The organism is Deinococcus marmoris, from assembly GCF_001949125.1.
Taxonomy (GTDB): domain Bacteria; phylum Deinococcota; class Deinococci; order Deinococcales; family Deinococcaceae; genus Deinococcus; species Deinococcus marmoris_A.
In genome coordinates this window covers 1-22,197 of sequence record NZ_MSTI01000133.1, presented here as the reverse complement: position 1 = coordinate 22,197, position 22,197 = coordinate 1, and the positions used below count along the sequence as shown (strand labels likewise).

The following is a 22,197-nucleotide window of genomic DNA, read 5'->3' as shown; positions in this document are numbered from 1 at the left end:
CCATTCAGACAGGGGGAGCCAATACACGAGTGAGGTGTACAAGCAGGCGCTGGACAGACTGCGCGCGATTCAGAGCATGAGCGAGAAAGGAGAATGCTGGGATAACGCCGTTCAGGAGAGCTTCTTCGCGACGTTGAAGACGGAATTGGAGCTTGGAAAGGCGCAGTGGGGTCGTGTCCAGACACGAACAGAAGTTTTTGAGTGGATTGAGGTGTTCTATAACCGCCAGCGTCGTCACTCCGCGTTGGGCTACCGGTCCCCGGCGGCCTTTGAGGAGCAAGCCCCCATCCCGAACTGAGCCTCCACCAAACCCTTGACAGATCAGCCTCCACCAAACCCTTGACAGATCAACCTTTCCCTGGACCGAAGAGGTGGATGTACCGTTTCAGTACGATGTCTCTCCGTTCCCGAGACAGGAGAATTTAACGGGGACACCGCGCCGCCTAGGGCAAGTCTTCACCGCAGCAGAGGCTGCACTTCACTCTGTGTGAAATCCCCCGGAATGGGGCTGAACCGCAGTTCCATGCTCGCGGTATGGAGAATTTATTTGTGGAAACGCCCAATGGTCAGTTGGTCTCGGACCAGCACATCGTTTCCCTGGACATTCAGCAGACCGGGCGCGAGGATCAGCTCCGGCACGAGGTCCAGGCCACGCTTGTCACTGGTGACAAGCAATTGTTGACCTGCTTCCAGGGTGGCCGCCCCCGCGACGAGGCCCAGGGCTACGTCTCGCAATTGATGGACCAACTCAGCGTGCGGCGCTTCCAGTCACTGACGCAGGCCCCAGCGTGACCTTCTCGGGGACGCATGACAACTGGCTGCACAGCGCCTTCTCGGTGGGCGACGTGATCAACAAGGTGGGCATCGGCGTGATCGCGTACTGGGCCGCCGCCGCTGTGTACGAGAAGCGCCACCCCTCGCAGGACAATGCCGCTGCCCGTGAGGAGCATCCGCAGGTCAATGCCCACATCTCCCCTTGAACGGCTTCTGGTCCTCACTGCCCCTCTGGCTCCTTGGGCTGAGTTTTGCGCTGGCCGCCGCTGCGGTCTGGGCCGCAGGGATTACGCTGTCCAATACCACCACTGTCCTCGACAAGCAGTTCAAGTTGAGCGCGGCTCTGGGCGGCCTGATCCTGCTCGCGGTGGCCACCAACCTGCCTGAGATCGCCATCACCCTGAGCGCCGCCCTCCAGCACAACCTTGATCTGGCCATCGGGAACATCCTGGGCGGCATCGCCGTCCAGACCCTGGTCCTGGCGGCCCTCGATGCCTTTGGTCTGGGCCGCCGCGCCGCCCTGACCGCTACGAGTGGGTCCCTGACCCCCGTGCTTGAGGGCACGCTGGTCATCGCTGTCCTGATGGGCGTCGTCATGGGCGCGCAGTTGCCCGGGACGGCGGTGCTGGGCCGCCTGGAGCCGGGCAGTCTGCTGGTGGCCTTGCTCTGGGGAGTGGGCCTCTGGGGGATCGGACAGGCCAGCAAGTTGCCCTGGCACCTGGATGGGCCTCCATCTGAAACTCCTCCTCAACCCGCGAAGCAGGGGAAACAGGGCGGCGCGCCGATGTCCACCCGCCGAGCGGCCCTGGGGTTTGCTTTCGCTGCGCTGGTCACTCTGGGGGCGGGCTGGGTGCTAGCCCTCAGCGGCGGCGCGCTCGCCCAGCACTTTCAGCTCAGCGGCGTGTTGTTCGGGGCCACGGTCCTGGCGGTGGTCACCTCTCTGCCCGAACTGTCCACGGGTCTGGCTGCGGTTCGTCAGGGAAAGATCGAACTGGCGCTGGGTGACATTTTTGGGGGCAACGCCTTCCTGCCCGTGCTGTTCCTGGCCGCTTCGCTGATCTCCGGCCAGGCGGTGCTGGTGCAACTTCAGCCGACGGACCTGTACCTCACCGCGTTGGGGGCCTTGCTCACCGCCGTGTATGTGTTCGGCCTGGTGCTGCGCAGAACACGGCAGTGGGGCCGTATGGGCGTGGATTCCTGGACGGTGGTGGGCCTGTATTTGATAGGCGTGGGCGGCCTCTGGTTGATCAGCCGTTCAGGTGGGTAACGGGAATGAGCGGGATGTGTTCTGCAGACGCAGTGGCCTTCCTTGCCTTGCTGCGATTGGGTTACAGACGCCTGTTCGTGCTGGGAGTTCAGAAGGAGCAGCTCCTCTCGTGAGGAGCCAGTCGCTTCTCTGGAGACAGGGGCGCTGGCCCCGCGTCTGTGGCCCTGAGACCTGTACCAAACGCTGGGGTCAGGGAGGCGGCGCGGGTGCGTCGAAGAACACGGTGTCTCTCAGGTAGGTCAGCGCCTCCCCTATGGCCGACAGCGGACGCGAGCGCATCTCGTAGGCGTAGAACGCTCCCGTCGCCTCTGTGCCGCCGCGCTCCACGCTGTGCAGGATCAGCACGTTCCATCCGGCCTGCAGGGACAACTGCGTGTCGGACTTCTTCCTGAAGTTGAACTGGCTCACGCAGTCGTACTGAACGTTCACGCTCCCCGCCCGGTCCGCGTACACCAGGCCCTGCATGACCAGGTCAGCCACGGGCGCTCTTGAACGCCACTCCAGCGGGAAGCCGACGTCGATCTGCCGGGTCAATGGGCCGCCCGGCAGCACGCGTAGCGTCGCCATGCCCAGGTTCATGGCGGGATCGCTGAACTGCTTGACTGCAGGGGCGCATGTTCCAGCCGTGAACGGATCGGTGGTCCAGATGCCCGTGGCCGGGGTCAACGACGACGCGGGCACCTGCCTGGGGAGGCTGATCGAGTACCTGTACGCCGCGTCAATAACTGTGCTGGCCACGGGGAACACGTCAAAGCCGTAGTGGGCGGTGTAGCCAAGACCCCCCTGCCCATCGTCCCAGCCACGAGCGCCGACGTCCAGGGTGAGGGTGCGCCCTGTGAGCAGGTCGCTGGCCGCGTCTGCTGGGCCAGCGGCGCTCATGGACACTGTGCCCGTCATCCGGTCGACGGGCACGGTTCCAGATGCCTGAGGCGTTGACGCGCGGTCACAGGCGGAGAGGACGAGCGCCACGGGCAGCAGGCCACGGATCAGAAATCGGTTCATGGATGGCTGCATTGTAAGAGCTGGACTGGGAGCTGCGCAGCGTTCACTCCTGCGCGTCGGGCAGCGCGGCCATCGTCGCCTGCATCAGCAGGCCCAGACTGCCCGTGTGTAGGTAGCGGTTGAGGCCAGCGAGGTACTGCGGGCGGTCCACGTAGCGCGGCGCAGGCAGGCCGTAGGACCAGCACAGCCACGCCTGCACCAGCCTGGAGAGCCGCCCGTTGCCGTCCCAGAACGGGTGGATGTCGATCAGATCGGCATGAAGCTGCGTGGCGTACTCCAGCACCGTCAGCCCGGTGGGCGCGTCCTCCTCCCAGGTGGTGAGGGTCTGGTGGTGGACATCGAGGACACGCCCCAGGTCCGTGGTGATGCGTTCCGGCGGCGTGCCGAAGTTGCTGCCGAAGGTGATCTCAACGCTTCGCCACTCGCCCGGCTGCATGCGCGTGATGCCCGCCGAGAGTTCGCTGTGCCACCCGAGCAGCAGCGCGAAGCTCAGGCGCTCCGGTGCCACACGCAGGCAGGAGACCTCCAAAGCGACGAGCGCCCGTTGAAGGCGCTCGATCTCGTCGGAGCTGAAGGGCTGGCCGTCAGTCCCGGTGTGACCCACGGCTCTCCCGCAGGTCTGCAAGCTGCTCGGGCGTGATCTCGAAACCCTCCAGGCGCAGGCTGGACACGGCGTGGTCCACCATCTCGGCGCGCAGCTCACGGCTGGGTTCACCTGCCGGACGCCGCACGGCAGGCGCGCTGAGGTCACGGGGCGCGGTCTTCGTCATGGCCCGAGTATCGGCCTCCAGGGGATGTGAAGCAAGCCAGGGCAGCTTTCCCTACCAGTTCAAGGCCCCAGACCGAACCGCCTGAGTTGTCCGCCCTTTTGCCTGCCGAACTGCTGATCCTGGATCTGGAGGCCAAGGGGATTTCGGAGTCCGGGCGGCATCCGCTGACGCCCACCGTGCGCGGTTGCACGACGCGCGGGCGTTGATCGTGCAGGGCAGATCCGTGACCCACCCATTGATCGCCTTATTCAGGCTCCTCCACTGCTCTTCGCCGCGTCGCCGCGCACTCCCCCCACCCTCCAGTTGATGAAGGCGCGGCGCGGGACGGGTGCGGACCGGGTGACAGTTCAACATTTACCCTTCTGATGGTTCTGAACCCGGTTCAGGGTTGTCGCGCGGCGTCTCTGGCCCGCACCGACGTCATCAGGGGAGGTGACCTTCTCCCATGCTGCGCTGTTTCCAACGGCTTTGCGCTCGAAGAGCTGGAGACCCATTCGCCCCCTGGTGGCTGGCCCCCACGGTAGGGGAGTCCGCCCGCCTGCTGCTGTGGACGCCGCTCCTGGCCGCCGGAGTCGGGCTGTTGATCCTGGGGGTCCTGCGTCTTCTAACGCCGCTGTACCTTGCCACTCAGGGCGTCATCATCGCCTACACCCTGCTGGCGCTCTTTGGCCCGGCCCACTGGCAACGGGCGCTGCTCACCCTTGCCCCACTGACGTATGCCGCCGTCCTGCTCGTGACCTGGGCCGTGGCGCTGTACGTCTTGCCGGATCACCCGGCCACCGACATGGTGCGGCTGGCTGTGCTGCTTTACCTGACCACCGTGTACGTCTTCATGTTCATCCAGGGGCCGCCCCGCACGGCCACCTGGCAAGCGTCCGTTGTCCTGGCTGCCCTCGTCATCACGGCCCTGCCGCACGCCGCGCGCACCCTGGGCCAGACCGGGGCGTTTGATGGTGTGATGGTGCTGCTCACGGCCCTGCTGTCTCACGGTGCCCTGATCGCGGTGCTGCGCGCGTTCGGGACGGTTCGTGACCAGCTCGCGCATGCGGAGGGGCATGCGCAGACCCTGCATGAGCTGGCCCACCGCGATCCGCTGACGGGGCTGCTCAACCGCCGCGCCCTGGACCGTGAGCTGGCCCGCGTCGCAGCAGGGGCACAGCCCGGCTGGTGGCTGGCGGTGATCGACGTGGACGGCCTCAAAGGGATCAACGACGCGCTGGGGCACGCGGCGGGCGACGACCTGCTCAGCCGATTTGCGGTGGGGTTCACTCGGGCCAGTCCTGCCAATGGTCAGGTGTTCCGCATCGGTGGCGACGAGTTCGCAGTGTTGTTTCAGGAGGGACCGATCACGGCACAGGCGCTGGTGGCGGCGGCGGCGCTGGAGGTGCAGGACACCTACCCGGAGGCTGGGGCCAGTGTGGGGGCGGCGCGTTGGCAGATGGGGGAGTCGGCAGACGTCTGGCTGTCGCGGGCTGATCAGGCCATGTACCAGCACAAACGCCGCATGGCCCTGGCGGCCAACAAGCTACATGAAGTGGGGCCAGCCTGATGGACTGAATGGAGCCTGCCCTGTATGACGGCGTAAACTGATCTGGACACTGAAAACGGCTGTGTCAGCGGGGAGGTGGAGAGAGTGAAGCGGCGCAAGGTCTACCGCAAGGTGCGTGACAAGACAGCGGGTAAAGTCCGCTCGCTGCACCGTGTCCTGGCCGAGCAGATGCTGGCCCGCCCGCTGGCCCCCGGTGAGATGATCGTCCACCACCGTAACGGCGACAGCACCAACAACGATCCAAGCAACCTGCTGGTGATGCCCAGCCAGCGGTATCACGCTCACATCGAATTAGGGCTTACGCGAAACCTACAAATGGGTTAGCAAGTTGCTAACGCATGTACTCGTCGAGGAGGCCAAATTTCAGCGCGTATATCGTCTTCTTTGCTTCTCGCGCAGCTTGGGCCAATCGAATCCAGACCAGCATCGCTATGCCAACATGATTGCGCTGAGATCGTCCTAGACGGCACTGACAGCCTTCAATCCCTGTGATCTGCTTCAGTTCGCGGTGAAAGACCAGGGCAGCCCAGCGGACGACGAGCGTCTGGCGCACGTCGTCCGCAGTCTGTAAGTTCGATTTTGTCCATTTTGGGAATCAAGCTGCCTCAGTACCCGACACTTTTCGGGAGGCGTGAATTCCGTCCACCAGAGCGCGGGCCAGCGTCACCCGCTGCTGCTGCCCGGCGGAGAGCTGCGCTGGACTACGTTTCTCCATTCCCGGCAAACCGACGAATTCCAGCGCCTGTCCCACTTTCCGCGCGATATCGGTTTTGGAGACACGCCGCAACTTGAGGCCAGAGGCGACGTTGTGAAAGACGTTCATATGTGGCCAGAGCTGGACCACACACAGCACAGGATGGGGACCAGCAGCAGCGGTCTGAGGTCAGTGAGGCGCATGGGTGCCTTCCAGGTGACGGATCAAGTGCCGCACGACCGCTTTCGCGTCCGGGCCAGCGGCGCGCACCGTTCCAGACGCCACCGTGCGCTGACCGGGCAGGCCCACGAAGTACAGGCCAGGAAGCGCCGTGCTGATCCCGAGCCGCTGACAGGGTTCCCCGTCCGTGCTGATGGCCGCTGCCGGCAGATATGAGCCGTTCCAGCCGTAGCCGGTCGCAAGGATCACGGTATCGACGGACTCCACCGTATCGTCCGCCCAGCGCACGCCGTCACGGGTCAGGGCCGTGAACATGGGCCGGACGTCTGGATTCCCGTGGCCCAGGGCGGCGCGCAGACCCGGTACCGCGATGACCGGCTGCGCGTCTGGCACGCGTCCGAAAACACCCAGGGGCAGGCGCTCCACGCCGGACCACGTCAGCCAGTCTGTGAGGTCCTGGCCCAGTGGCCGCTGCGGGAACAGCCTCAGCGGGTGGCGGGCCGCGAGTGTCACCCGCGCCACCCGGCCCAGTTCTGCGGCGATCTGCGCGCCGGAATTGCCTGCCCCGACGACCACGATCCGCTCCCCCGCGAAAGGCTCCGGGTGCCGGTACGCCGAGGAGTGCATCACCTTGACAGCGCTGCTTTTGGCCCCTGGCAGGGATGGTTGCAGGGGCCGCCGGAAGGTGCCAGTGGCGGCCACCACCGTCCGGGCTGACCACGTCCGGCCGTCCTGTGCGATGACCTCAAAGCTGCCCATCTGCGGCTGCACCCGGATGACATCTGCACCCCGCTCGATCGGCAGGGCAAAATGTGCGGCGTAGGCGCGCAGGTAGGCGGCCATGGCGTCCCGGGACGGGTAGTGGCCGGGTGGGCCGGGAAACGGCAGGCCCGGCAGGCTGGAGTGCCGGGCAGGCGTGAACAGCTTCAGGCTGCTGTAGTACGCGGGCCACGCCCCAGACGGACTGGGTCCAGCTTCCAGAACGGTGAACTTCACACTCCGTTGTGCCAGCCAGTAAGCTGCTGCAAGGCCCGCTGAGCCGGCACCGATCACCAGCGCGTCGGCCTTGAGTGGAGAGGTGCCGTGATCGGTTGGGCGTGCCCAGGCGTATGCCGGAGGGATAGGTTCATGGGTCATCATAGTTTCCTGCCTCCATCATCATTTACCACGCGTGCGGACGTGGACGCCCGGGTACAACTTTGACGCCACGTGGACAGGCCGCCCAGGACGAGCATGGTGGCCATGAATCCGTACACCCAGCCGGGCAGATGGTGGCCAGCAACCAGCACATACGGTTCTGGCAACTTAATGCCGGTAGGCTGGTGAGCCGTGAGTGACCGGGCGAGCCTCGATCTGCTGAAGTGCCGAGTTCTGCTGGCCTGATCGCTTCTGCACAGAAGTTGCGGGTGACCCGGCGGGTGCTGGATTAGCCAGCATAGGCAAAGGGTCAGCACATTCTGAAGGGCTACCGCAAACGCTGGAAAATCGAATGTCTATTCAGAGCGCTCAAGACCAAGGGCTTTCGATTGGAAAACACGCACATGACCCTTCCAGCCCGTGTGACGCGGCTGCTCTGTTTGCGGACCCTGGCGTATGTCTGGACCGTCCTGGTCGACATCGACCAGGAGACTGCCCTTAAAACACACGGACGGCTGGCGTGGAGTTTCGTGACCCTGGGCCTCCGGGCGCTCGTCCGAGCGTCTTCCCGTCAGGTTGGGGATTCGGCAGATGAACTGCTCCATCTCATTCGACTCTGGATGCCGCACCAGACGATGAGAGCAGAAACTGTCGGGTATTGAGCAAACTTATACGCCTCTACCCCCGTGATCAAACCGTGAAATTTCCTGAGGTGGGCACTAGAGGCAGACCAGGCATTCCCCAAATGTTCGGACGCCGTGAACCTTCTGTCATTACCTGAAAGCTAGCCTGCCCTATGCCTTCCAGCGTCTCGCACGTCACCGTGCACCCATTTGACCGGGTAGAGGACATCATGTTCAGCCTTGACGCGAATGAGCGCCTGACCTTCGTGAATGCATTTGCCCTCAAGGCGTGGGGAAAGGAGCTTCACGAACTGCTCGGCCGGACCTACGAGGACGCCCTTCCAACAAAGGCCATGCCGGAGGTCATGACCGCCTTCAGGCGCGTCCTGAACGTCCAGCAGCGGACAGAACTGGAAGTGTTCGGTGACCGCCACCAGGGGTGGATCGGCATCATCATCTACCCGGACCACGGCGGTCTGACCGTTCACGTCCGGCGGCTGCCCAGAAGCGCCGGGAATGCCATGTCCACCGACTTCGATGCGTTGACCGGTTGCCTGACCCGCACCGCTTTCATACAGGCGCAGCGCACCCTGAGCTTCCCACACGTTCTGGCTGTCATCGACCTGAATCTGTTGAAGAGCGTCAACACCCTGCGTGGACACAGCGGGGGAGACGCGCACATTCGGACCGTCGCGCACGCCCTCCGGGAAGCTGTGCCTGCCGAGGCGCTGATCTGCCGTTGGGGCGGAGACGAGTTCGTGATCCTCACGCCCGGCCATGATCAGCGGGCGCTTCAGGAGCTGCTGGGTCAGACGAACAGAGCGCTCCCTGGTCCGATGCAAGGCGTAGAAGCGTTCACCGCCGGCATGGCCGTCTGGGAAGTCGAAACGGCTTATGAGCGCGCCTTCGCCATCGCTGACGAACACCTGCAACTCAAGAAAGAACAGTTCAGGGAGGCCACCCCTGGAGAACACGAAATCGACTCCTTCGTGACCTTTTCTCAGGAACTCGAGGCCCTCCGAGACCCAGGTGATCTGATCCAGCACGCCCTGAACCGACTGCTGAGCGTGCTCAACTTCGATCAGGCTGCCTACGTCGTCATAGATGGAAACGAAGCCTTCTTCTCCCATCAGGCCCAGGGAGAGGGCGTCCCGGTTGCCCAACCGGCCTTGCACGTCCGCATGGCCCTCGCTGGGACTGGCATGATCGACACAGCTCACCGCACGCGGACCACGGCGTGGAGTACCGACTACCCGAGTACTCCAGACAACATGTCGGTCATGGTTGAACAGGGCGTCAAGAGTGCCATCGTCACGCCCGTTCTCAGTCAGGGCCACGTGACCGCTGCCATTGTCCTGCGCGCTGTGAACCGCTGGCAGACGATCACTCCACAGATGCGCAAGATCATGGAACTCACTGCGCTGCGCCTGGAACACGCCCTTGAACTCCGCCGTACGGTCAGCGAAGTCCGCTCTACCCTGGAAGCGGGCATGCTGACCCTCGGCATCGTCCTCGAAGCCAGGGATTTTGAAACCAGTGGTCACACCCACCGCGCCGCCACCATGGCCGAGCAACTTGGCGAGCACCTCGGCCTGAACACCACTGACCTGCACCACCTGCGGCAAGGAGCCTACCTGCATGACCTCGGGAAACTCTGCGTCCCAGATGAGATTCTCAGGAAACCGGGCCGGCTCACCAGTGAAGAATGGACCGTCATGCAGAGCCATGTCGTCCAGGGGCATGACCTGGCCACGCGGATCGCTGGACTCTCTGAGGAAACGCTCCAGGTCATCCGTTCCCACCATGAACGCTGGGACGGCGGCGGATACCCAGATGGCCTGGTCGGGACTGACATTCCCCTGAATGCGCGCATTTTTGCGGTCTGCGACGTGTACGACGCACTGATCAGTGAACGTCCGTACAAGCCTGCCTGGAGTCATGAGGACGCCCTTTCAGAAATCGCGGGGCAGTCTGGGCGGCAATTCGATCCGAATATCGTCCGTGCGTTTCTGAGCCTGATGGAGCGATCTCGACTGACGGCCTGACAGAAACTATGAGCGTAGAGGAAAAGAGAGCGTCCAGCCGGATTCCAGTGTTTGTCAGGCCTGCTGGGCTACCGCTTCAGCCACCGCCTCGCCGATCTGCCCCGTCAACGCTTCCTGCGCATGGGCCGGGAAGCCGATTACGGCGCACTCGATGAACTGGGCCGCCACGTCGTCCATGGGCGGCTGATCGCCGCCGGACATGGCGTGGATCACTCAAGCTGGACAAGGTTAAGGCTACCGCCGTGATGCGGACCTTGCACCGCAAGGGTAGGATGTCGGGTCTGGACCGTGCCCTTGCGCAGTTTGGCCGCGTTGAGAAGACCCTGTTTCTGCTGAACTCCGTGGGTGACGAGGCGTTCTGGCAGCGCATCCTGCGGCAGATCAACCGGGGTGAGCCGTGGCACGGCGTGGGTTGGGCCGTGTTCCACAAACGGAAAGGTGAACTGCGGCAGATGCTACGGACTCTGATTAGAGGATGTTGAAAACACCCGTAATCCGAGCGGGACTCGCAGAGCTGCGACGCAGATGAGCAGCGTCCTCATGGGCGTCTGTTCGCGACGATAGCGAGCAGGAAAAAAACGGGTTCCGGGCGTGGAGTGGAGGAATCGGCGCTGTTCCGATTCCTGCCGCGTTACAGACGGAATCCGTATCATGCTTCCAGACGGCGCAGGTGGACGCGGGTGACCTTGAGACCCTCAACGGCCTCGGCAGTCAGCTCGTAACCCTGGATCTGGATCACGGTGCCGGGCGGCGGAACCGTGCCGTGGGCGTTCAGCAGCAGGCCCGCCACGGTGGTGGCCTCCCCGCTGTGCAGGGTCAGGCCATGGTCCCCCCGCAGATCACTCAGGGTCACCCCGCCGTTGAGAGAAAAGGAGCCGTCGGGATTGACCACAATCCACTGGTCTCCCGTTTCGGGGCCGGAATCCATAACATCTTCGATCAAGTCGTCCATCGTGACAAAGCCCAGGGTGCCGCCGAATTCGTCCACCACCAGAGCGGCGTGGCTGCGCCCGTGCTTGAACAGGATCATCAGGTCTTCGGCGGGGGAACTGGCCGCCACGCTGGGCAGCGGACGGATCAGCCCGGCCAGCGTCAGCGAACGGCCCTGCGTGCGCGCCCGGATGAAGTCCTTGATGTGCAGCACGCCCACCACGTTGTCCAGATCGCCGTCGAAGACCGGGTAGCGGCTGCGCGGTGACCGGTGCAGCCAGCCCAGCATCTCGTCGGCGGTGGCCTCCAGCGGCAGCGCCTTCAGACTGCGGCGGGGGGTCATCAGTTCCTCGGCGGTGCGGTCTTCCAGGGCAAAGATATTCTGGATCAGGTCGCGCTGCTGCTCGCCCAGTTGGCCGCCCTCGGCGCTTTCCTCGGTGACGATGCTCAGTTCTTTGCTGGTGTACAGCAGCGCGCCCTCGCCGGGTTCGCGGATTTTCAGCAGGCGCATGAGGCCCAGGGCCAGCGCCGTGAGCAGCGAGATCATGGGCCGGAAGATGAAACCGAAGACCTGCATCAGCGGATGCACCCGCACACTGACCGCCTCCGGGGTTTGCAGCGCCAGCGCTTTGGGGATCATCTCGCCAAAGACGACGTGCATGAAGGTGATCAGGCTCAGGGCGACGATAAAACCCACCGTGTGCGCCGCCGCATAGGACAGCCCCCAGCCCTCGAAGGGGCCGTACAGCCACGCCGCGATGGCCGGTTCGCCGTACATCCCCAGCCCCACCGAGGCCAGCGTGATGCCCAGTTGCGCCACGGCGATATAACGGTCCTTGCCGGTGAGCTGCGCGGTCAGGTCATACAACCAGCGGGCCGCGCAGCTCCCGCCCTCGGCCAGCACCAGCAGGCGGCTGCGGCGCGAGGCCACCAGCGCAAATTCGGCGGCCACGAATAGGCCGTTGAGCAGCACCAGCACGACGATGATGACGACAGGCAGAATGTAAGTCAGCACTATTGACCGCCCCCGATGCTGCCGTCGTCCTCGCCACCCGTCAGCGTGAAGCCCACCCGCTGCACCGTGCGGCGCTCCATCGCCTCGACGCGCAGGACGATGTCTCCCAGCGTCAGTTCGTCGCCCACCTCAGGCCAGCGGCCCAGGCCCTGCCACATCAGTCCACCGATGGTGTCCACCTCGTCGGTGGGCAGGCGCAGGTCAAAACGGTCATTCAGGGTATCCACCAGCACGTCGCCGCGCACGCTGACCTGCTGGGTTCGGCCCGCCTGACCCTGGCCCATCTGACTCTGGACGGTCACAGGATCGTCTTCCTGATCAAACTCGTCCTGCATCTCGCCAAAGATTTCTTCCAGCGTGTCTTCCAGCGTCACGAACCCTGCCACGCTGCCGTATTCGTCCACCACCACGGCGCTGTGCCGTCCTTTCTCGCGCAGACGAAGCCACAGGCGCGGCACACTCAGACCCTCGGCCACGATCAGCGGGGGCACCATGATCTCGGAGACCGGAGCGTCGGGGCGGGTTTCGGCGGTCAGAAAGAGTTCGCGCAGGTGGATCATGCCGATCACGTCGTCTGGGTTGCTTCCGTCCGGGCCGCCTTCTGGGCGCTCACCCGTGACTGGAAAGCGCGTGTAGGGCGTCTGCGCCAGCCGGGCCAGGGCCTCGCGGACACTCAGGGAAGCGGGCACGCTGACCAGTCGCACACGCGGGGTCATGATCTCGCGGGCCACCCGCTCCTCCACACCCAGCACGCCGGAAACCATCTCGCGCTCACTGGCGTCGATCAGGCCGCCGCGGGCGCTCTGGCGGTACAGGTCTTCCAGTTCTTCCGGCGAGTGGACGTGGGCGTGGCTGTGGTCCGTGTTCAGACCCCAGGCCCGCATGGCCGCGAAGGCCGCGCCATTAAAGACGGCGATCAGGGGCCGGAACAGCAGCAGGCTGACTTGCAGCGGGCGCAGCACAGCCACCGCCAGCCGTTCGGGGTAGCGCAGCGCCACCGTCTTGGGCAGCAGTTCGCCCAGCACCACCTGCAAGATGGTGATGAAGACCAGCACGATCACCGTGGCCGCCACGTTGCCGCCCACACTGCCCAGCACGGGGGTCAGCAGCGGGGTCAGCCGGGCCTGCCCGAACGATCCGGCCACCAGACTGCTGAGGGTAATGCCGATCTGGCAGGCGGCCACGTAGGTGTCCAGCCGTTTCGGGTCGCTCAGGATCGCCAGCAGGGCGGCGGCATTCCGGTTACCCCCCTCGGCGGCGGCCTGCACACGTGAGCGCCGCGAACCCACTGTGGCGAACTCTGCGGCCACGTACAGGGCATTAAAGCCCACCATGATCAGGATGACGGCCAGGGTCAGTGCGAGGCTCATACGGCGCTGGCACCGCCTTTGGGGGCTGTGCCTTGCCGGGAGTCGGAACCGGCGTCCGGTTGAGGAGGAAGCATGTTGGTGGAGCATAACGCAAGTGGAGGAATGAACCGGACCTGGCTGAATGAGGAACGGAACATCTGGAACGAGCGGGCGTGCCCTTCCACCACAGGCCAGATATCGCGAGATTTTGCCTTCCAGATCAGGCCACCCTGCCAGAGAGGTTTTGGGCAGAGGGGTCAGCAGCCTTCGTAGTCCGTGCAGGGGTAGTGGAGTTTATACGTGCGCCAGTGGCCCAGCCGTGTCGCCATGCCTCGCCGGTCTGCACCTGGCAACAGCAGGCCGTCAAGGTCACCGCCGCAGCACCCGCTGTGGCCAGATCGGCCACGCCGAACGCAACTCATTTCCAGTTGCCGATGCTGAACTTCGCAGGTCATCCAGGCGCGCGCCGATCCACAGGTGGCCGCTGCTGGAAAGCATGGCGTCCACGCTCGCCAGCGTCCGGGTTCAGCCTGCGCGCTGGTGTGCTGATCAGGTGGCCGCCATAAGGTGGACCACCAGAACTTGAACCTCCTGTCCGCGAGCTTGCGGACAGGAGGTTCATGCCGTAACTTCCGTCGATTGCCCACCATCCCGGTTCAGGTGTCCCCATCGGCCCACCCGCCTTGAACCCTGCGGTACTGCGTGGGCGTCAGGCCCACCGCACTGCGGAACACCCGCGTGAAGGCGCTGTGGTCCGCGTACCCACACCGATGGGCCACCTCCGTGACCGTCATGGAGGTCTGCCGCAACAATCTGGAGGCCGCCTCCAGCCGGACCTTCATCACCAGTTGCTTGGGCGTCAGCCCGAACACCTGACGCGTTCCTCGTTCCAGACCGTCCTCGGACAGATCCGCAATCCGTGCCAGATGCGGGATTCTCAGGCTTTCCCCGTAATGTTCCTCAACGTAGGCGGCCACCCGCGCCACCTGCCGGTACAGCACGTTGCGCTCGTCCGGTTGCGCAAGGTCCTGTGAGACACCCACCAGCCCCACCGTCTGACCACCCGCGTCTCGCAGGGGCAACTTGTGGGTCAGGCACCAGTGTGGGCGGGCCATTCCAGAACCCAGGGCGAGCGTCTGCGGAATGTGGTACAGCTCCAGCTTGTCCTGCACCCCCTCGCCACGCGCGATCACCTGCAAGTCCATCAGGGTCGTATTTCTCCCGAAGCTGCCTGGGAACAATGCCTCCACCGTCTGGCCCAGCACCTCCTCGCTGCGCTGTTTGCCGCTGCGCTTCACCATCGTCCGGTTGACCAGCACATAACGCGCCTCCCGGTCCTTGATAAAGAACATCGTGTCTGGCAGGCGGTCAAACAGCGCCTGGAGGATCTGGGGGGAAAGTGCGCTCAGGGGGTGGGCCACACCACCACTATGCAAGTTTCCGTGCCAGCCGCCGACAATAACATCAAGACAGAGCCTGCTGGACTGGCCATCATGAGTCCATGAACCGCACCCTGCCTCTTCTCTTTCCCGCACCCCTCCAGCGGATCGCGTCATGAGCCAGGCTGCCCTGGCCTCACCCCCTACCGGACTGCGCTTGCTCCCCCTGCTGGCGGTCTGCCTGGGCTTTTTCCTGGTGGTCCTCGACACCACCGTCCTCAACGTTGCCCTGCCGGACATCGGACGGCAACTGGGCGGCAGCACGGCGACCCTTCAGTGGGTTGTCAACGCCTACACCGTGGTGCTCGCCGGCCTGATCCTTTCCGGCGGAGCCTTCGGGGACCGCTTCGGCAACCGCCGCACCTACCTGGCGGGCCTCGGCGTGTTTACCGCCGCGTCGGTGCTGTGTAGCGTCGCGGGCGGCCCGGGCGTGTTGATGGCCGCCCGCGCCCTTCAGGGATTGGGCGCGGCCCTGATGCTGCCGGCCTCCATCGCGCTGATCACGTCCAGTTACCCGGATCCTGCCGCGCGCAGCCGTGCCCTTGGGGTGTGGGCAGCCGTGGCGGGCGTGGCGTTTGCTGGAGGCCCGCTGGTGGGCGGACTGCTGACCAGTGGCCTGGGGTGGCGCAGCATCTTCTTGCTGAACATCCCTGCTGGCATGCTGGCGCTGTGGGCCACCTGGCAGCACGTCCAGGAAACGCCCCGCGTGGGGCGGGCGTCGTTTGACGTGCCGGGACAACTCCTGATCATGCTGGCACTGTCCAGCCTGACGTACGGCCTGATCGAGATGAGCGCCCTGGGCATGGGCCATCCGCGCGTCGTGGCCGCGCTGGTGGCGGCGGCGGTGCTGCTGGCCGCCTTCATGTGGCGGGAGCGCACCACGGCCCACCCGATGCTGCCGCCCAGCCTGTTCAGGGTGCCGAGCTTCACGCGCGGGTCCCTGGCCGGTTTCGCCTTTAACTTCGGGGAGTACGGCCTGCTGTTTGTGCTGGCCCTGGCCTTTCAGGAGGCGCATGGCTGGACGGCCCTGCAGGCCGGGCTGGCATTTCTGCCGATGACGGTGGTGTCCGCAGGCATGACCCTGCCGGGCGGCCTGCTCGCAGCCCGGTTCGGTTCACACTGGCCACTGCGGCTCGGACTGGTACTGATGGGCCTGGGCATCCTGACCATGAGCGTGTCGGCCCAGGCCCTGAGTCCCCCGTTCTGGCTGGGCATGGTGACCTTCGGCCTGGGCAGCGGGATGGCAGTGTCGCCCATGACGGCCCTGGCCCTGAGCGAAGTGCCGGTTCACCTCGCGGGCGTCGGCGCGGCCGCCTTGAATGCGGCCCGCCAGGTGGGCAGCGTCGTGGGCGTCGCAACGCTGGGTTCGGTCCTGGCGGCGGGGGGCACGGCCCATCCGGGCCTGGCCCTGGTGATCGCCGCAGCGGTGTGTCTGGTGGGCGCATTGAGCGTCTGGCAGGTGTCCCCATCGGCGGCGCAGCCTTGAAAGAGGGTGAGCACAGGTCTCCATCCCACGAAATCCAAAAGGCCCTTGACCTCGGTGAGGCCAGGAAGCCGGTGATCGGTGCTGACCTGTGCGCCGGAATGTTCAAGGACACGCGAAACCAGGGGGACCGCGCGTCTCCGGAAGAGGACGAAGACGCGCAGTCTGGCAGAACTTCCCGAACAGGACGCTGATATTCGAGTCTCATACGGACTCCGATTGAATCGTTTGCAAAAACGGTGAAATCCGAGCGGGACTCCCAGAGCTGCGCCAGCAGAGGAAGAGCGTCCTCCTGGGGAGAAGTAGCCCCATACGGGTGCTGTCTCACGACGACAGTCTGTTCATGACGAGAGCGAGAAGGACGGGTTCCGGGCGTGGAGTGAACGAACCAGAGCTTTCCCGGTTTGTTCACGAAACAGACGGAATCCGTATCAGGTCACCCCAAGTCCTGCGCGGCAAGCCCAGCGCTGAGCGGGAAATGGCCCAATCCAGGAGGCCAAGTCCAGGAACACATCTGACGAACGTCCAGGAAGCCAGCGCCCAATCTGTGGCAGCTTGCCTGGCCCCTCCCCGCCTGGCCCTGGCCGCTGATCCTGCCTCTCTTCCTGGCTGTTCGCCCGGCATCCGATGCATGTATTTGACAGCGGCTGAATACCGCCCTATATTAAAGAAATCAAAGCGGCCTGAAGGCCGCTTTTTTTATGTCTGGCGTCGTTACCCACGCCCTGAACCTCAGACGGACGCCCTCAATCCAGCGGCGCCCATGAGGCTGAGCGGGGTCAGGTCTGGGGCTGATCGTCCATGACCAGGGGCTTGCCGTCCCTGTCCACCAGCACGGTCAGGCCGCCGCCCGTCCCGAGCCATTGATACAGGTAACACACGCCCGTTTCCCGGTCACGCAGAATGCGCGTGACTTCGGTCAGACTCTTCTCTTCGTGGACGGTTTCAAAGCGCTTGGTCTTGGCCATGTTATTAGCCTATGTCACCTGGACCCAGACGCGGCAAAACCAGCCGGGTCAAGCTGCACGCGTACGATATCGAGATCCTGGAAGGACACCGCCAGGTGGAGGAAGACCGCACCGCTGAGGAGACCCTGGCTTAGCCGCCGTCCAGCTCCAGCGGGCGAATGTGCGGCAGCGTGAACGAGAAGGTGGTGCCCTCTCCAGGCACGCTGTTCGCCCAGATGCGCCCCCCATGGCGCAGGATGATGCGGCGCACGGTTGCCAGCCCGATCCCGGTGCCCTCGAACTCGCTGTGCCGGTGCAGCCGCTGGAACGGGCCGAACAACTTGCCCGCATAGGCCGGATCGAAGCCCACGCCGTTGTCGCGCACCCACACCGTCCACGCCTCCTCTCCCGCCTGCGTCCCGATCTCGATCACGGCCTGCTCGCGCGTGCGCGTAAACTTCACCGCGTTGCTCAGCAGGTTGGTCAGCACCTGCTGCAAGGTGGCTGCGTCGCCCATCACCTGCGGCAAGCCTTCCACCTGCCAGGCGATGTCGCGGCCTGTCCCCTCATCGGCCACGTTCGCGCGGGCGTGGTCCACCAGCGCGTCCAGGTGGACCGCCCGGTGGTCCAGCGGGCGCTGGCTGCTGTGCGACAGGGCCAGCATCGCGTCGATCATGGCGTTCATCTGATCGGCGGCCCCCTCCATCACGTTCAGGGCGCGCTCCGCTTTCTCGAGTTGACCGTCCAGCAGGGCGCGGCGGCCCATCGCCACAAACCCCTTGACGTGGCGCACCGGGGTCCGCAGGTCGTGCGAGGCGCTGTACGCGAAGGCTTCGAGGTCCTCGTTGGCGGCCTTCAACTCGCGGTTGCTGCGCTGAAGCTGCGCTTCACTGGCCTGCAACCTGCGGCTGCGGTCTTCCAGGGCCTGGGCTTGCCACGCCCGTTCCAGGGCCAGCCCCAGGCTACGCCCAACGGTCTCGAACACCGCGCGGTCTTCCGGTAGCCATTCCCGGCGATGCTGGCTGCCTACCACGAACATGGCCACTGGTGCGCCGTCCCGGAAGTACGGGGCGAAGGCGGCCTTGCCATACGACTCAGTGTGGGTGAACTCCTGCTCTGCCGCGTTCCAGTGATCAAAAAACACGGGGCGGCCTGCATCCACTGCTGCACGGTAGCCAGGGGTGGTGTCGGGCAGGCCGGCGAACAGCGACGCGCGCAGTTCGGGGTCCGGCACGTCGGCCAGCAGCGCCCGCCACCACCCGTCCGCCCACTCGTAGTACCCCACAGACCACTCGGGCATGGACGCCTGGAGGAAGTCCCTGGCCCGCTGCGCCAGTTGCAGAGGCTCGGTCTCGGTGCCGATGAGTTCGGTCAGGTTCATGAACGCTTCCAGGGAGCGCTGCCGTTCCTGGGCCAGGACGCTGCGCTGCTGGGCGCTGTACAGGGCCTGATACACCGCCAAGAACAGTTGGCGCTGCTGTGCGGTCCAGACCGCCTGGCCCACCAGCCCCACCGTCAGCAGCGCGACGGCCCGTCCCCCCTCAAAAAAGGGAGCGGCACCCGCCGCCTGAAACTGCTCGGCATACGGCGTGCCCTGCTCTGCCGGGTTCCAGTGGTCAAAGAACTGCGGCGTGCGGGCGGCCACGGTCTGGGCCAGGAACGGCGTGTCCAGGGGCAGCCCAGCCCGGACCAGCGCCATGAACTCCGGGGGGACCGCGTCGCTGGCCAGGTCGGCCACCCAGCGCTCTCCCTGGCGCGTGAAGTAGACCGCCAACAGGTGGGGGATGTTGCGGCGCAGCACGTCCCCGACGTGGCGGGCCAGTGTGATCAGGTCATCGGTGGTGGCCGCCGCCTCACTCAGGGCCACGAAGGTGGACAGCACCTCGTTCTGACGCTGGGCGGCGGCCAGAGCTTCACGCATCTCGGTCAGTTCATCAGGGGGCCCGCCCGTCGCGGAGTGGCCAGAGTCGGACATCGCTGGGCACTATAAAGCCCTGTCAGGCGGAAGTTCGCGTGCCTCGTCACCCCCGCTTGAACAGGACCGAGAGCCACCTCGTCAGGCCCGCTGGACGGGGAGCCGCAGCCTCGCTGAAGGCCGTGGCGCCCACCGTGGGGTTGCGTCGCTCGCTGTTCACGGTGCCCTGCAGGCCAGGATGGGCATCCTGCTGGGCGAGCATGGGGTCGACCAGGAAGGTTTTGCCCGCGTAGGCGAGCTTCAGGGTGGCGTCGCGAATCTGCTGAATCTGCGTGACGGGACTCCTTATGACGTGGGCGTCTGGGTGCGAGGAGGGGGGCGCACGACCGGACCAGCCGGGTGCGGTAAGGAGCGCTGAAGCTTCAGTCGGTGGGGCTGACCTGTCCGCTGACCGCCTGGCCGGCAATCTGCGCGTCCACATCCGCAATTTTGCAGGCGTACAGGACGCGCACTTCCTCCACGGAGGCCCCCAGCGTGGTCTGCCCGTAGCGAAAGCAGGGCACCCGTTCGCGAATCTCGTCGAGCCTGAACCCGGTGCCGAGGAACATCTGAATGAGCTTGACCCGTCCGACGTCCTCCACCTGAAACGCCCGGCACGGGTTGTCCCCCCGGGTGGGGGTCAGCAGGCCGAGGCCGTCGTCGTGGCGAATGGCACGGGCACTGACGCCGGTTGCGCTGGCGAGTTGTCCGATCCGCTCTCCACGCAATCAGGGTCAAGGGGTCGGGTCAGGAATGGAGCAACGATCAAGGCGGCCTGGCTCCTCAGCAGGGGTGGAGAATGGAAGGCATGACCATTCCCGGCCTGACCCTGCCCCCGCTTCCAGACGCGACGCCAGTGGATCTCCCCGGCCCGGCCGGCGAGCTGGGCGGATACTTCTGGCGGCACCCGGGTGAAGCTCCTGCGGCGCTGCTGCTGCACGGCTGGGGACAGGATGCGGGCGCGATGGTTCATCCGGCCCGGCAGTTGCACGCCGCCGGCTGGCACGCCCTGAGCCTGTCCCAACGCGGTTGGCGAGGCTCGGCGGGCTGCGACGACTACGGCCTCAGCGGGCCGGCCGATCTGGGCGCGGCGCTGGCGTGGCTGACCGGACAGCCTGGGGTCAGCGGACCGCTGGTGCTGCTGGGCTTCAGCATGGGTGGGCTGAGCGCGCTGCTGAGCGTCTCCGTCCCCGGGGGACAGGTCTCCCGCGCCACGCACGTGGTGGCGGTGAGTGCCCCCACCGACCTGCGTGCGGTCTATGACACGTCCAGTCTCCGCTTCCTGAGGCGCTGCTACAACGCGATTCTGGCTCCGGAACAGTGGCGCGAAGGCTCGCCGGTGACCCACGCCGCCGGGCTGAACGTGCCGACCCTGGTGGTGATAGGCGCGCACGACCGCATTTGTGCGCCGGAGATCAGCCGGCTGTACGCCGAAGCCGCTGGAGTCCAGCCGCTGGAGTACGCCGACATGGCCCACGAACCGGACGAGGCCCAGTGGGCCGTTATTGTTCGCGAGCTGGTGACCTGGGCTGAATTAACAAAGTGATTTCCCCAAAAGAACAAGGTTCTCGCACTTTTCCCAACTGCGTGCCGTCTGGATTCGCCGGCAGAATCCGAACGTTACCGCGTTGGAACGCGAATGCGCCTCTGGAGGGCGGACCCCCTCGCCTGTTGCGGGTTTCCCCAACCAGAGTCCAGACCTCCAGAAATACATATAATACTCATGAGTTGCAATGTGTGTATATCGATAAAAAGCACGTCTGGAACGTGCTTCTCTTGTTGGTGTGAACAAAGCAATCGAAGCTGTCCCAGACGCCCTGCAACTGTACCGTGATATCGAGCGGGAATTTACCCCCACCGCCTGGCGAACCTGGGATGCTGCTCTAGGATCGTTCCTTGATCCAGAACGGGCCACGCTCCTGAAGAACATGACGGGCATTTCCAAAAGCACCGCAAGCCGTCACCTCAATGCTGGGGGGCCACTGCAACCATGCCAGCGCCACAGATGGCGCTGGCAAGTCGAGCAACTACGCAAATACGCCCACCAGATCAGGCGTTCGCACCCCTGGATGGTGATTCGCGTTGATCTGACCAGCGTGGAGAAAACAGGCCAGAAATTGCCGTATGTCCGCACTGACAACAAAGTGCATGGCCTGCATCTGGTGGTGATGCACGTGAGCATCGGAAAGCTGAGCTTTCCGATGGGATGCGAGATTTACGATCCCGCCCACCCTGAAGTCACCCCCATCACGCTCGCCTTGCGCCTGATCAAGCGGCTTCATCCCTACCAGTGGGGTGGGTGGGATCAAGCAATTCGTGGTGATGGATTCGGGATTTTACAGCGCTGATACGTTTGATCTCTTGCGCCACTGGGGCTTTGAGCATGTGAGTTTGGGTGGCAAGAGCAATCTGCGGCTTCGCGACGGACGGCGGCTCAAAGACGTGCAGCGCGGTGAATGTGTCGAACTTGACACCCTTCCAGGGGTCAAGCTCTACGCCTCCTGGGTGACGTTGCCACGGGCAGGTCAGTTCAAACGCTTTTACGTGCTGGACACGCTGCCCGGTGGTGGACGCACCTTGACCCGGCGGCACAAACGGCGCTGGTTGATCGAGTCATTCTTCAAATCAGCAAAGTACGACTTCGGGCTGAATGAAATCCGTCTCCGAACGGAGACGGGGACACCTCAGTACCCGACACTTTTTAGAGGGACTTGAAATTCATCGTCCAGTACGCGAGAACAGAGCGCGTCTTGTCCATCTCTGAAATCGCTGAGTCTGTGCCTCTTCTCTCATTTTCCTGAATACCGCAAAAATCAGGTGGAGCTGCTCGCCATGCTCGTCCTGGCGCTGGTTCAAGCCAAAGACGTTCGCCACGCTGCACTGGCCGAGCGTTGCTCTGGCAACGCTCAAACGGCCTCAGTCATCCGCAAGATCGAGCGATTCTTTGACAAGCATCCGCTCTGTCCGCTGGACGTCGCCCGCCTGGTTCTGGCGTTGTTGCCGGATGCCAAGCCCCGCGAATTCAGCCTGGACCGCACA

Annotated in this window: 28 protein-coding genes and 1 pseudogene; 15 read left to right on the top strand and 14 right to left on the bottom strand. The window is 64.7% G+C overall.

The genetic code is table 11. The features are described from left to right. From BOO71_RS18965 to BOO71_RS18950, 4 genes are all read left to right on the top strand, one after another. A partial coding sequence (locus tag BOO71_RS18965; protein ID WP_139323050.1) for an integrase core domain-containing protein occupies nt 1-298 on the top strand: 298 nt, incomplete at its 5' end. A 236-nt stretch (nt 299-534) separates the two neighbouring features. After that, nucleotides 535-792 (top strand): hypothetical protein, encoded by a 258-nt coding sequence (locus tag BOO71_RS18960; protein ID WP_075835008.1) that lies wholly within the window; start codon nt 535-537, stop codon nt 790-792. Continuing rightward, nucleotides 789-980, top strand: coding sequence for a hypothetical protein (locus BOO71_RS18955; RefSeq protein WP_075835006.1), 192 nt, complete (start codon nt 789-791; stop codon nt 978-980). The genes BOO71_RS18960 and BOO71_RS18955 overlap by 4 nt, the downstream gene beginning before the upstream one ends. Continuing rightward, nucleotides 977-2,041 (top strand): sodium:calcium antiporter, encoded by a 1,065-nt coding sequence (locus tag BOO71_RS18950; RefSeq protein WP_075835004.1) that lies wholly within the window; start codon nt 977-979, stop codon nt 2,039-2,041. Before BOO71_RS18955 ends, BOO71_RS18950 begins: the two co-directional genes overlap by 4 nt. Nucleotides 2,042-2,230: 189 nt before the next feature. Here BOO71_RS18950 and BOO71_RS18945 read toward each other — a convergent pair whose 3' ends face one another. The 3 genes from BOO71_RS18945 to BOO71_RS18935 are packed head-to-tail and all read right to left on the bottom strand — an operon-like array spanning nt 2,231 to nt 3,813. Next, on the bottom strand, nt 2,231-3,043 hold the full coding sequence (locus BOO71_RS18945; RefSeq protein WP_075835002.1) for a hypothetical protein: 813 nt from the start codon (nt 3,041-3,043) through the stop codon (nt 2,231-2,233). A gap of 43 nt (nt 3,044-3,086) precedes the next feature. Next, the gene (locus tag BOO71_RS18940; protein WP_075835000.1) at nt 3,087-3,647 is read right to left on the bottom strand and encodes a Fic family protein; all 561 of its coding nucleotides are present in this window, start codon (nt 3,645-3,647) and stop codon (nt 3,087-3,089) included. Further along, nucleotides 3,628-3,813, bottom strand: coding sequence for an antitoxin VbhA family protein (locus tag BOO71_RS18935; protein WP_075834998.1), 186 nt, complete (start codon nt 3,811-3,813; stop codon nt 3,628-3,630). Before BOO71_RS18935 ends, BOO71_RS18940 begins: the two co-directional genes overlap by 20 nt. A 445-nt stretch (nt 3,814-4,258) precedes the next feature. On the opposite strand from BOO71_RS18935, the gene BOO71_RS18930 reads away from it, so the two are divergent. After that, a complete protein-coding gene (locus BOO71_RS18930; protein ID WP_083653638.1) occupies nt 4,259-5,362 on the top strand; it encodes a GGDEF domain-containing protein in 1,104 nt (367 codons plus the stop codon). 75 nt (nt 5,363-5,437) lie between these two features. Continuing rightward, on the top strand, nt 5,438-5,686 hold the full coding sequence (locus BOO71_RS18925; RefSeq protein WP_254843217.1) for an HNH endonuclease: 249 nt from the start codon (nt 5,438-5,440) through the stop codon (nt 5,684-5,686). 7 nt (nt 5,687-5,693) lie between these two features. Here BOO71_RS18925 and BOO71_RS18920 read toward each other — a convergent pair whose 3' ends face one another. The 3 genes from BOO71_RS18920 to BOO71_RS18910 are packed head-to-tail and all read right to left on the bottom strand — an operon-like array spanning nt 5,694 to nt 7,373. After that, a complete protein-coding gene (locus tag BOO71_RS18920; RefSeq protein WP_075834994.1) occupies nt 5,694-5,915 on the bottom strand; it encodes a hypothetical protein in 222 nt (73 codons plus the stop codon). A 42-nt stretch (nt 5,916-5,957) separates the two neighbouring features. Further along, entirely contained in the window at nt 5,958-6,206 is a 249-nt protein-coding gene (locus BOO71_RS18915) for an ATP-binding cassette domain-containing protein (RefSeq protein WP_303046747.1), read from the bottom strand. A gap of 39 nt (nt 6,207-6,245) precedes the next feature. After that, nucleotides 6,246-7,373, bottom strand: a complete 1,128-nt coding sequence (locus BOO71_RS18910) for a flavin-containing monooxygenase (protein WP_083653637.1) — start codon at nt 7,371-7,373, stop codon at nt 6,246-6,248. A 317-nt stretch (nt 7,374-7,690) separates the two neighbouring features. On the opposite strand from BOO71_RS18910, the gene BOO71_RS27190 reads away from it, so the two are divergent. Together BOO71_RS27190 and BOO71_RS18900 are read left to right on the top strand one after the other, a co-directional pair. Further along, complete coding sequence (locus BOO71_RS27190) at nt 7,691-8,035, top strand: transposase (RefSeq protein ID WP_139323051.1); 345 nt, start codon at nt 7,691-7,693, stop codon at nt 8,033-8,035. 134 nt (nt 8,036-8,169) lie between these two features. Beyond that, entirely contained in the window at nt 8,170-10,041 is a 1,872-nt protein-coding gene (locus BOO71_RS18900; RefSeq protein ID WP_075834990.1) for an HD domain-containing phosphohydrolase, read from the top strand. A gap of 54 nt (nt 10,042-10,095) precedes the next feature. Here BOO71_RS18900 and BOO71_RS29215 read toward each other — a convergent pair whose 3' ends face one another. Next, nucleotides 10,096-10,254 carry a hypothetical protein gene (locus BOO71_RS29215; RefSeq protein WP_368482887.1) on the bottom strand — a complete coding sequence of 53 codons (159 nt, stop codon included), beginning with the start codon at nt 10,252-10,254 and terminating at the stop codon, nt 10,096-10,098. 32 nt (nt 10,255-10,286) lie between these two features. Here BOO71_RS29215 and BOO71_RS18895 point away from each other — a divergent pair, with 32 nt between their 5' ends. Further along, on the top strand, nt 10,287-10,523 hold the full coding sequence (locus BOO71_RS18895; protein WP_083653635.1) for a Tn3 family transposase: 237 nt from the start codon (nt 10,287-10,289) through the stop codon (nt 10,521-10,523). Nucleotides 10,524-10,690: 167 nt separating this feature from the next. Here the strand turns inward: BOO71_RS18895 and BOO71_RS18890 are convergent, their stop codons facing one another. The 4 genes from BOO71_RS18890 to BOO71_RS27180 form a co-directional block, all read right to left on the bottom strand. Further along, nucleotides 10,691-11,986, bottom strand: a complete 1,296-nt coding sequence (locus tag BOO71_RS18890) for a hemolysin family protein (RefSeq protein ID WP_075834986.1) — start codon at nt 11,984-11,986, stop codon at nt 10,691-10,693. After that, nucleotides 11,986-13,356, bottom strand: a complete 1,371-nt coding sequence (locus BOO71_RS18885) for a hemolysin family protein (RefSeq protein ID WP_075834984.1) — start codon at nt 13,354-13,356, stop codon at nt 11,986-11,988. The genes BOO71_RS18890 and BOO71_RS18885 overlap by 1 nt, the downstream gene beginning before the upstream one ends. Nucleotides 13,357-13,704: 348 nt before the next feature. After that, entirely contained in the window at nt 13,705-13,842 is a 138-nt protein-coding gene (locus tag BOO71_RS27965) for a hypothetical protein (protein WP_175607482.1), read from the bottom strand. A gap of 149 nt (nt 13,843-13,991) precedes the next feature. After that, nucleotides 13,992-14,756, bottom strand: a complete 765-nt coding sequence (locus BOO71_RS27180; protein ID WP_175607481.1) for an AraC family transcriptional regulator — start codon at nt 14,754-14,756, stop codon at nt 13,992-13,994. A 133-nt stretch (nt 14,757-14,889) separates the two neighbouring features. On the opposite strand from BOO71_RS27180, the gene BOO71_RS18875 reads away from it, so the two are divergent. Further along, on the top strand, nt 14,890-16,260 hold the full coding sequence (locus BOO71_RS18875; protein WP_075834980.1) for an MFS transporter: 1,371 nt from the start codon (nt 14,890-14,892) through the stop codon (nt 16,258-16,260). 776 nt (nt 16,261-17,036) lie between these two features. Here BOO71_RS18875 and BOO71_RS18870 read toward each other — a convergent pair. Beyond that, nucleotides 17,037-17,225 carry a DUF6440 family protein gene (locus BOO71_RS18870; protein WP_075834978.1) on the bottom strand — a complete coding sequence of 63 codons (189 nt, stop codon included), beginning with the start codon at nt 17,223-17,225 and terminating at the stop codon, nt 17,037-17,039. 11 nt (nt 17,226-17,236) lie between these two features. Here BOO71_RS18870 and BOO71_RS29095 point away from each other — a divergent pair, with 11 nt between their 5' ends. Next, a complete protein-coding gene (locus BOO71_RS29095) occupies nt 17,237-17,359 on the top strand; it encodes a hypothetical protein (protein ID WP_303046745.1) in 123 nt (40 codons plus the stop codon). Here the strand turns inward: BOO71_RS29095 and BOO71_RS18865 are convergent. Both BOO71_RS18865 and BOO71_RS18860 read right to left on the bottom strand, forming a co-directional pair. Continuing rightward, nucleotides 17,356-19,125, bottom strand: a complete 1,770-nt coding sequence (locus BOO71_RS18865; protein ID WP_075834976.1) for a sensor histidine kinase — start codon at nt 19,123-19,125, stop codon at nt 17,356-17,358. The genes BOO71_RS29095 and BOO71_RS18865 overlap by 4 nt on opposite strands. Before the next feature lie 416 nt (nt 19,126-19,541). Next, nucleotides 19,542-19,886 carry a MerR family transcriptional regulator gene (locus BOO71_RS18860; protein ID WP_075834974.1) on the bottom strand — a complete coding sequence of 115 codons (345 nt, stop codon included), beginning with the start codon at nt 19,884-19,886 and terminating at the stop codon, nt 19,542-19,544. Nucleotides 19,887-19,966: 80 nt separating this feature from the next. Between BOO71_RS18860 and BOO71_RS18855 the strand changes: the two genes are divergently transcribed. From BOO71_RS18855 to BOO71_RS18840, 4 genes and pseudogenes are all read left to right on the top strand, one after another. Then, nucleotides 19,967-20,704, top strand: coding sequence for an alpha/beta hydrolase family protein (locus tag BOO71_RS18855; protein WP_175607480.1), 738 nt, complete (start codon nt 19,967-19,969; stop codon nt 20,702-20,704). 238 nt (nt 20,705-20,942) lie between these two features. Beyond that, entirely contained in the window at nt 20,943-21,506 is a 564-nt protein-coding gene (locus BOO71_RS27175; RefSeq protein WP_139323046.1) for a hypothetical protein, read from the top strand. Further along, nucleotides 21,481-21,873, top strand: a complete 393-nt coding sequence (locus BOO71_RS18845) for a transposase (protein ID WP_075834970.1) — start codon at nt 21,481-21,483, stop codon at nt 21,871-21,873. Before BOO71_RS27175 ends, BOO71_RS18845 begins: the two co-directional genes overlap by 26 nt. A 117-nt stretch (nt 21,874-21,990) precedes the next feature. Then, nucleotides 21,991-22,197, top strand: a pseudogene (locus BOO71_RS18840) (IS4 family transposase); the annotation flags it as partial.

What these genes read in the sequence shown, in the direction of transcription:
- BOO71_RS18960 (WP_075835008.1), top strand. Translation starts at nt 535, where the DNA reads ATGGAGAATTTATTTGTGGAAACGCCCAATGGTCAGTTGGTCTCGGAC.
- BOO71_RS18945 (WP_075835002.1), bottom strand. Translation starts at nt 3,043, where the DNA reads ATGAACCGATTTCTGATCCGTGGCCTGCTGCCCGTGGCGCTCGTCCTC.
- BOO71_RS18935 (WP_075834998.1), bottom strand. Translation starts at nt 3,813, where the DNA reads ATGACGAAGACCGCGCCCCGTGACCTCAGCGCGCCTGCCGTGCGGCGT.
- BOO71_RS18930 (WP_083653638.1), top strand. Translation starts at nt 4,259, where the DNA reads ATGCTGCGCTGTTTCCAACGGCTTTGCGCTCGAAGAGCTGGAGACCCA.
- BOO71_RS18910 (WP_083653637.1), bottom strand. Translation starts at nt 7,373, where the DNA reads ATGACCCATGAACCTATCCCTCCGGCATACGCCTGGGCACGCCCAACC.
- BOO71_RS18900 (WP_075834990.1), top strand. Translation starts at nt 8,170, where the DNA reads ATGCCTTCCAGCGTCTCGCACGTCACCGTGCACCCATTTGACCGGGTA.
- BOO71_RS18895 (WP_083653635.1), top strand. Translation starts at nt 10,287, where the DNA reads ATGCGGACCTTGCACCGCAAGGGTAGGATGTCGGGTCTGGACCGTGCC.
- BOO71_RS18885 (WP_075834984.1), bottom strand. Translation starts at nt 13,356, where the DNA reads ATGAGCCTCGCACTGACCCTGGCCGTCATCCTGATCATGGTGGGCTTT.
- BOO71_RS18875 (WP_075834980.1), top strand. Translation starts at nt 14,890, where the DNA reads ATGAGCCAGGCTGCCCTGGCCTCACCCCCTACCGGACTGCGCTTGCTC.
- BOO71_RS18870 (WP_075834978.1), bottom strand. Translation starts at nt 17,225, where the DNA reads ATGGCCAAGACCAAGCGCTTTGAAACCGTCCACGAAGAGAAGAGTCTG.
- BOO71_RS29095 (WP_303046745.1), top strand. Translation starts at nt 17,237, where the DNA reads ATGTCACCTGGACCCAGACGCGGCAAAACCAGCCGGGTCAAGCTGCAC.
- BOO71_RS18865 (WP_075834976.1), bottom strand. Translation starts at nt 19,125, where the DNA reads ATGCGTGAAGCTCTGGCCGCCGCCCAGCGTCAGAACGAGGTGCTGTCC.
- BOO71_RS18855 (WP_175607480.1), top strand. Translation starts at nt 19,967, where the DNA reads ATGACCATTCCCGGCCTGACCCTGCCCCCGCTTCCAGACGCGACGCCA.
- BOO71_RS18845 (WP_075834970.1), top strand. Translation starts at nt 21,481, where the DNA reads ATGGATTCGGGATTTTACAGCGCTGATACGTTTGATCTCTTGCGCCAC.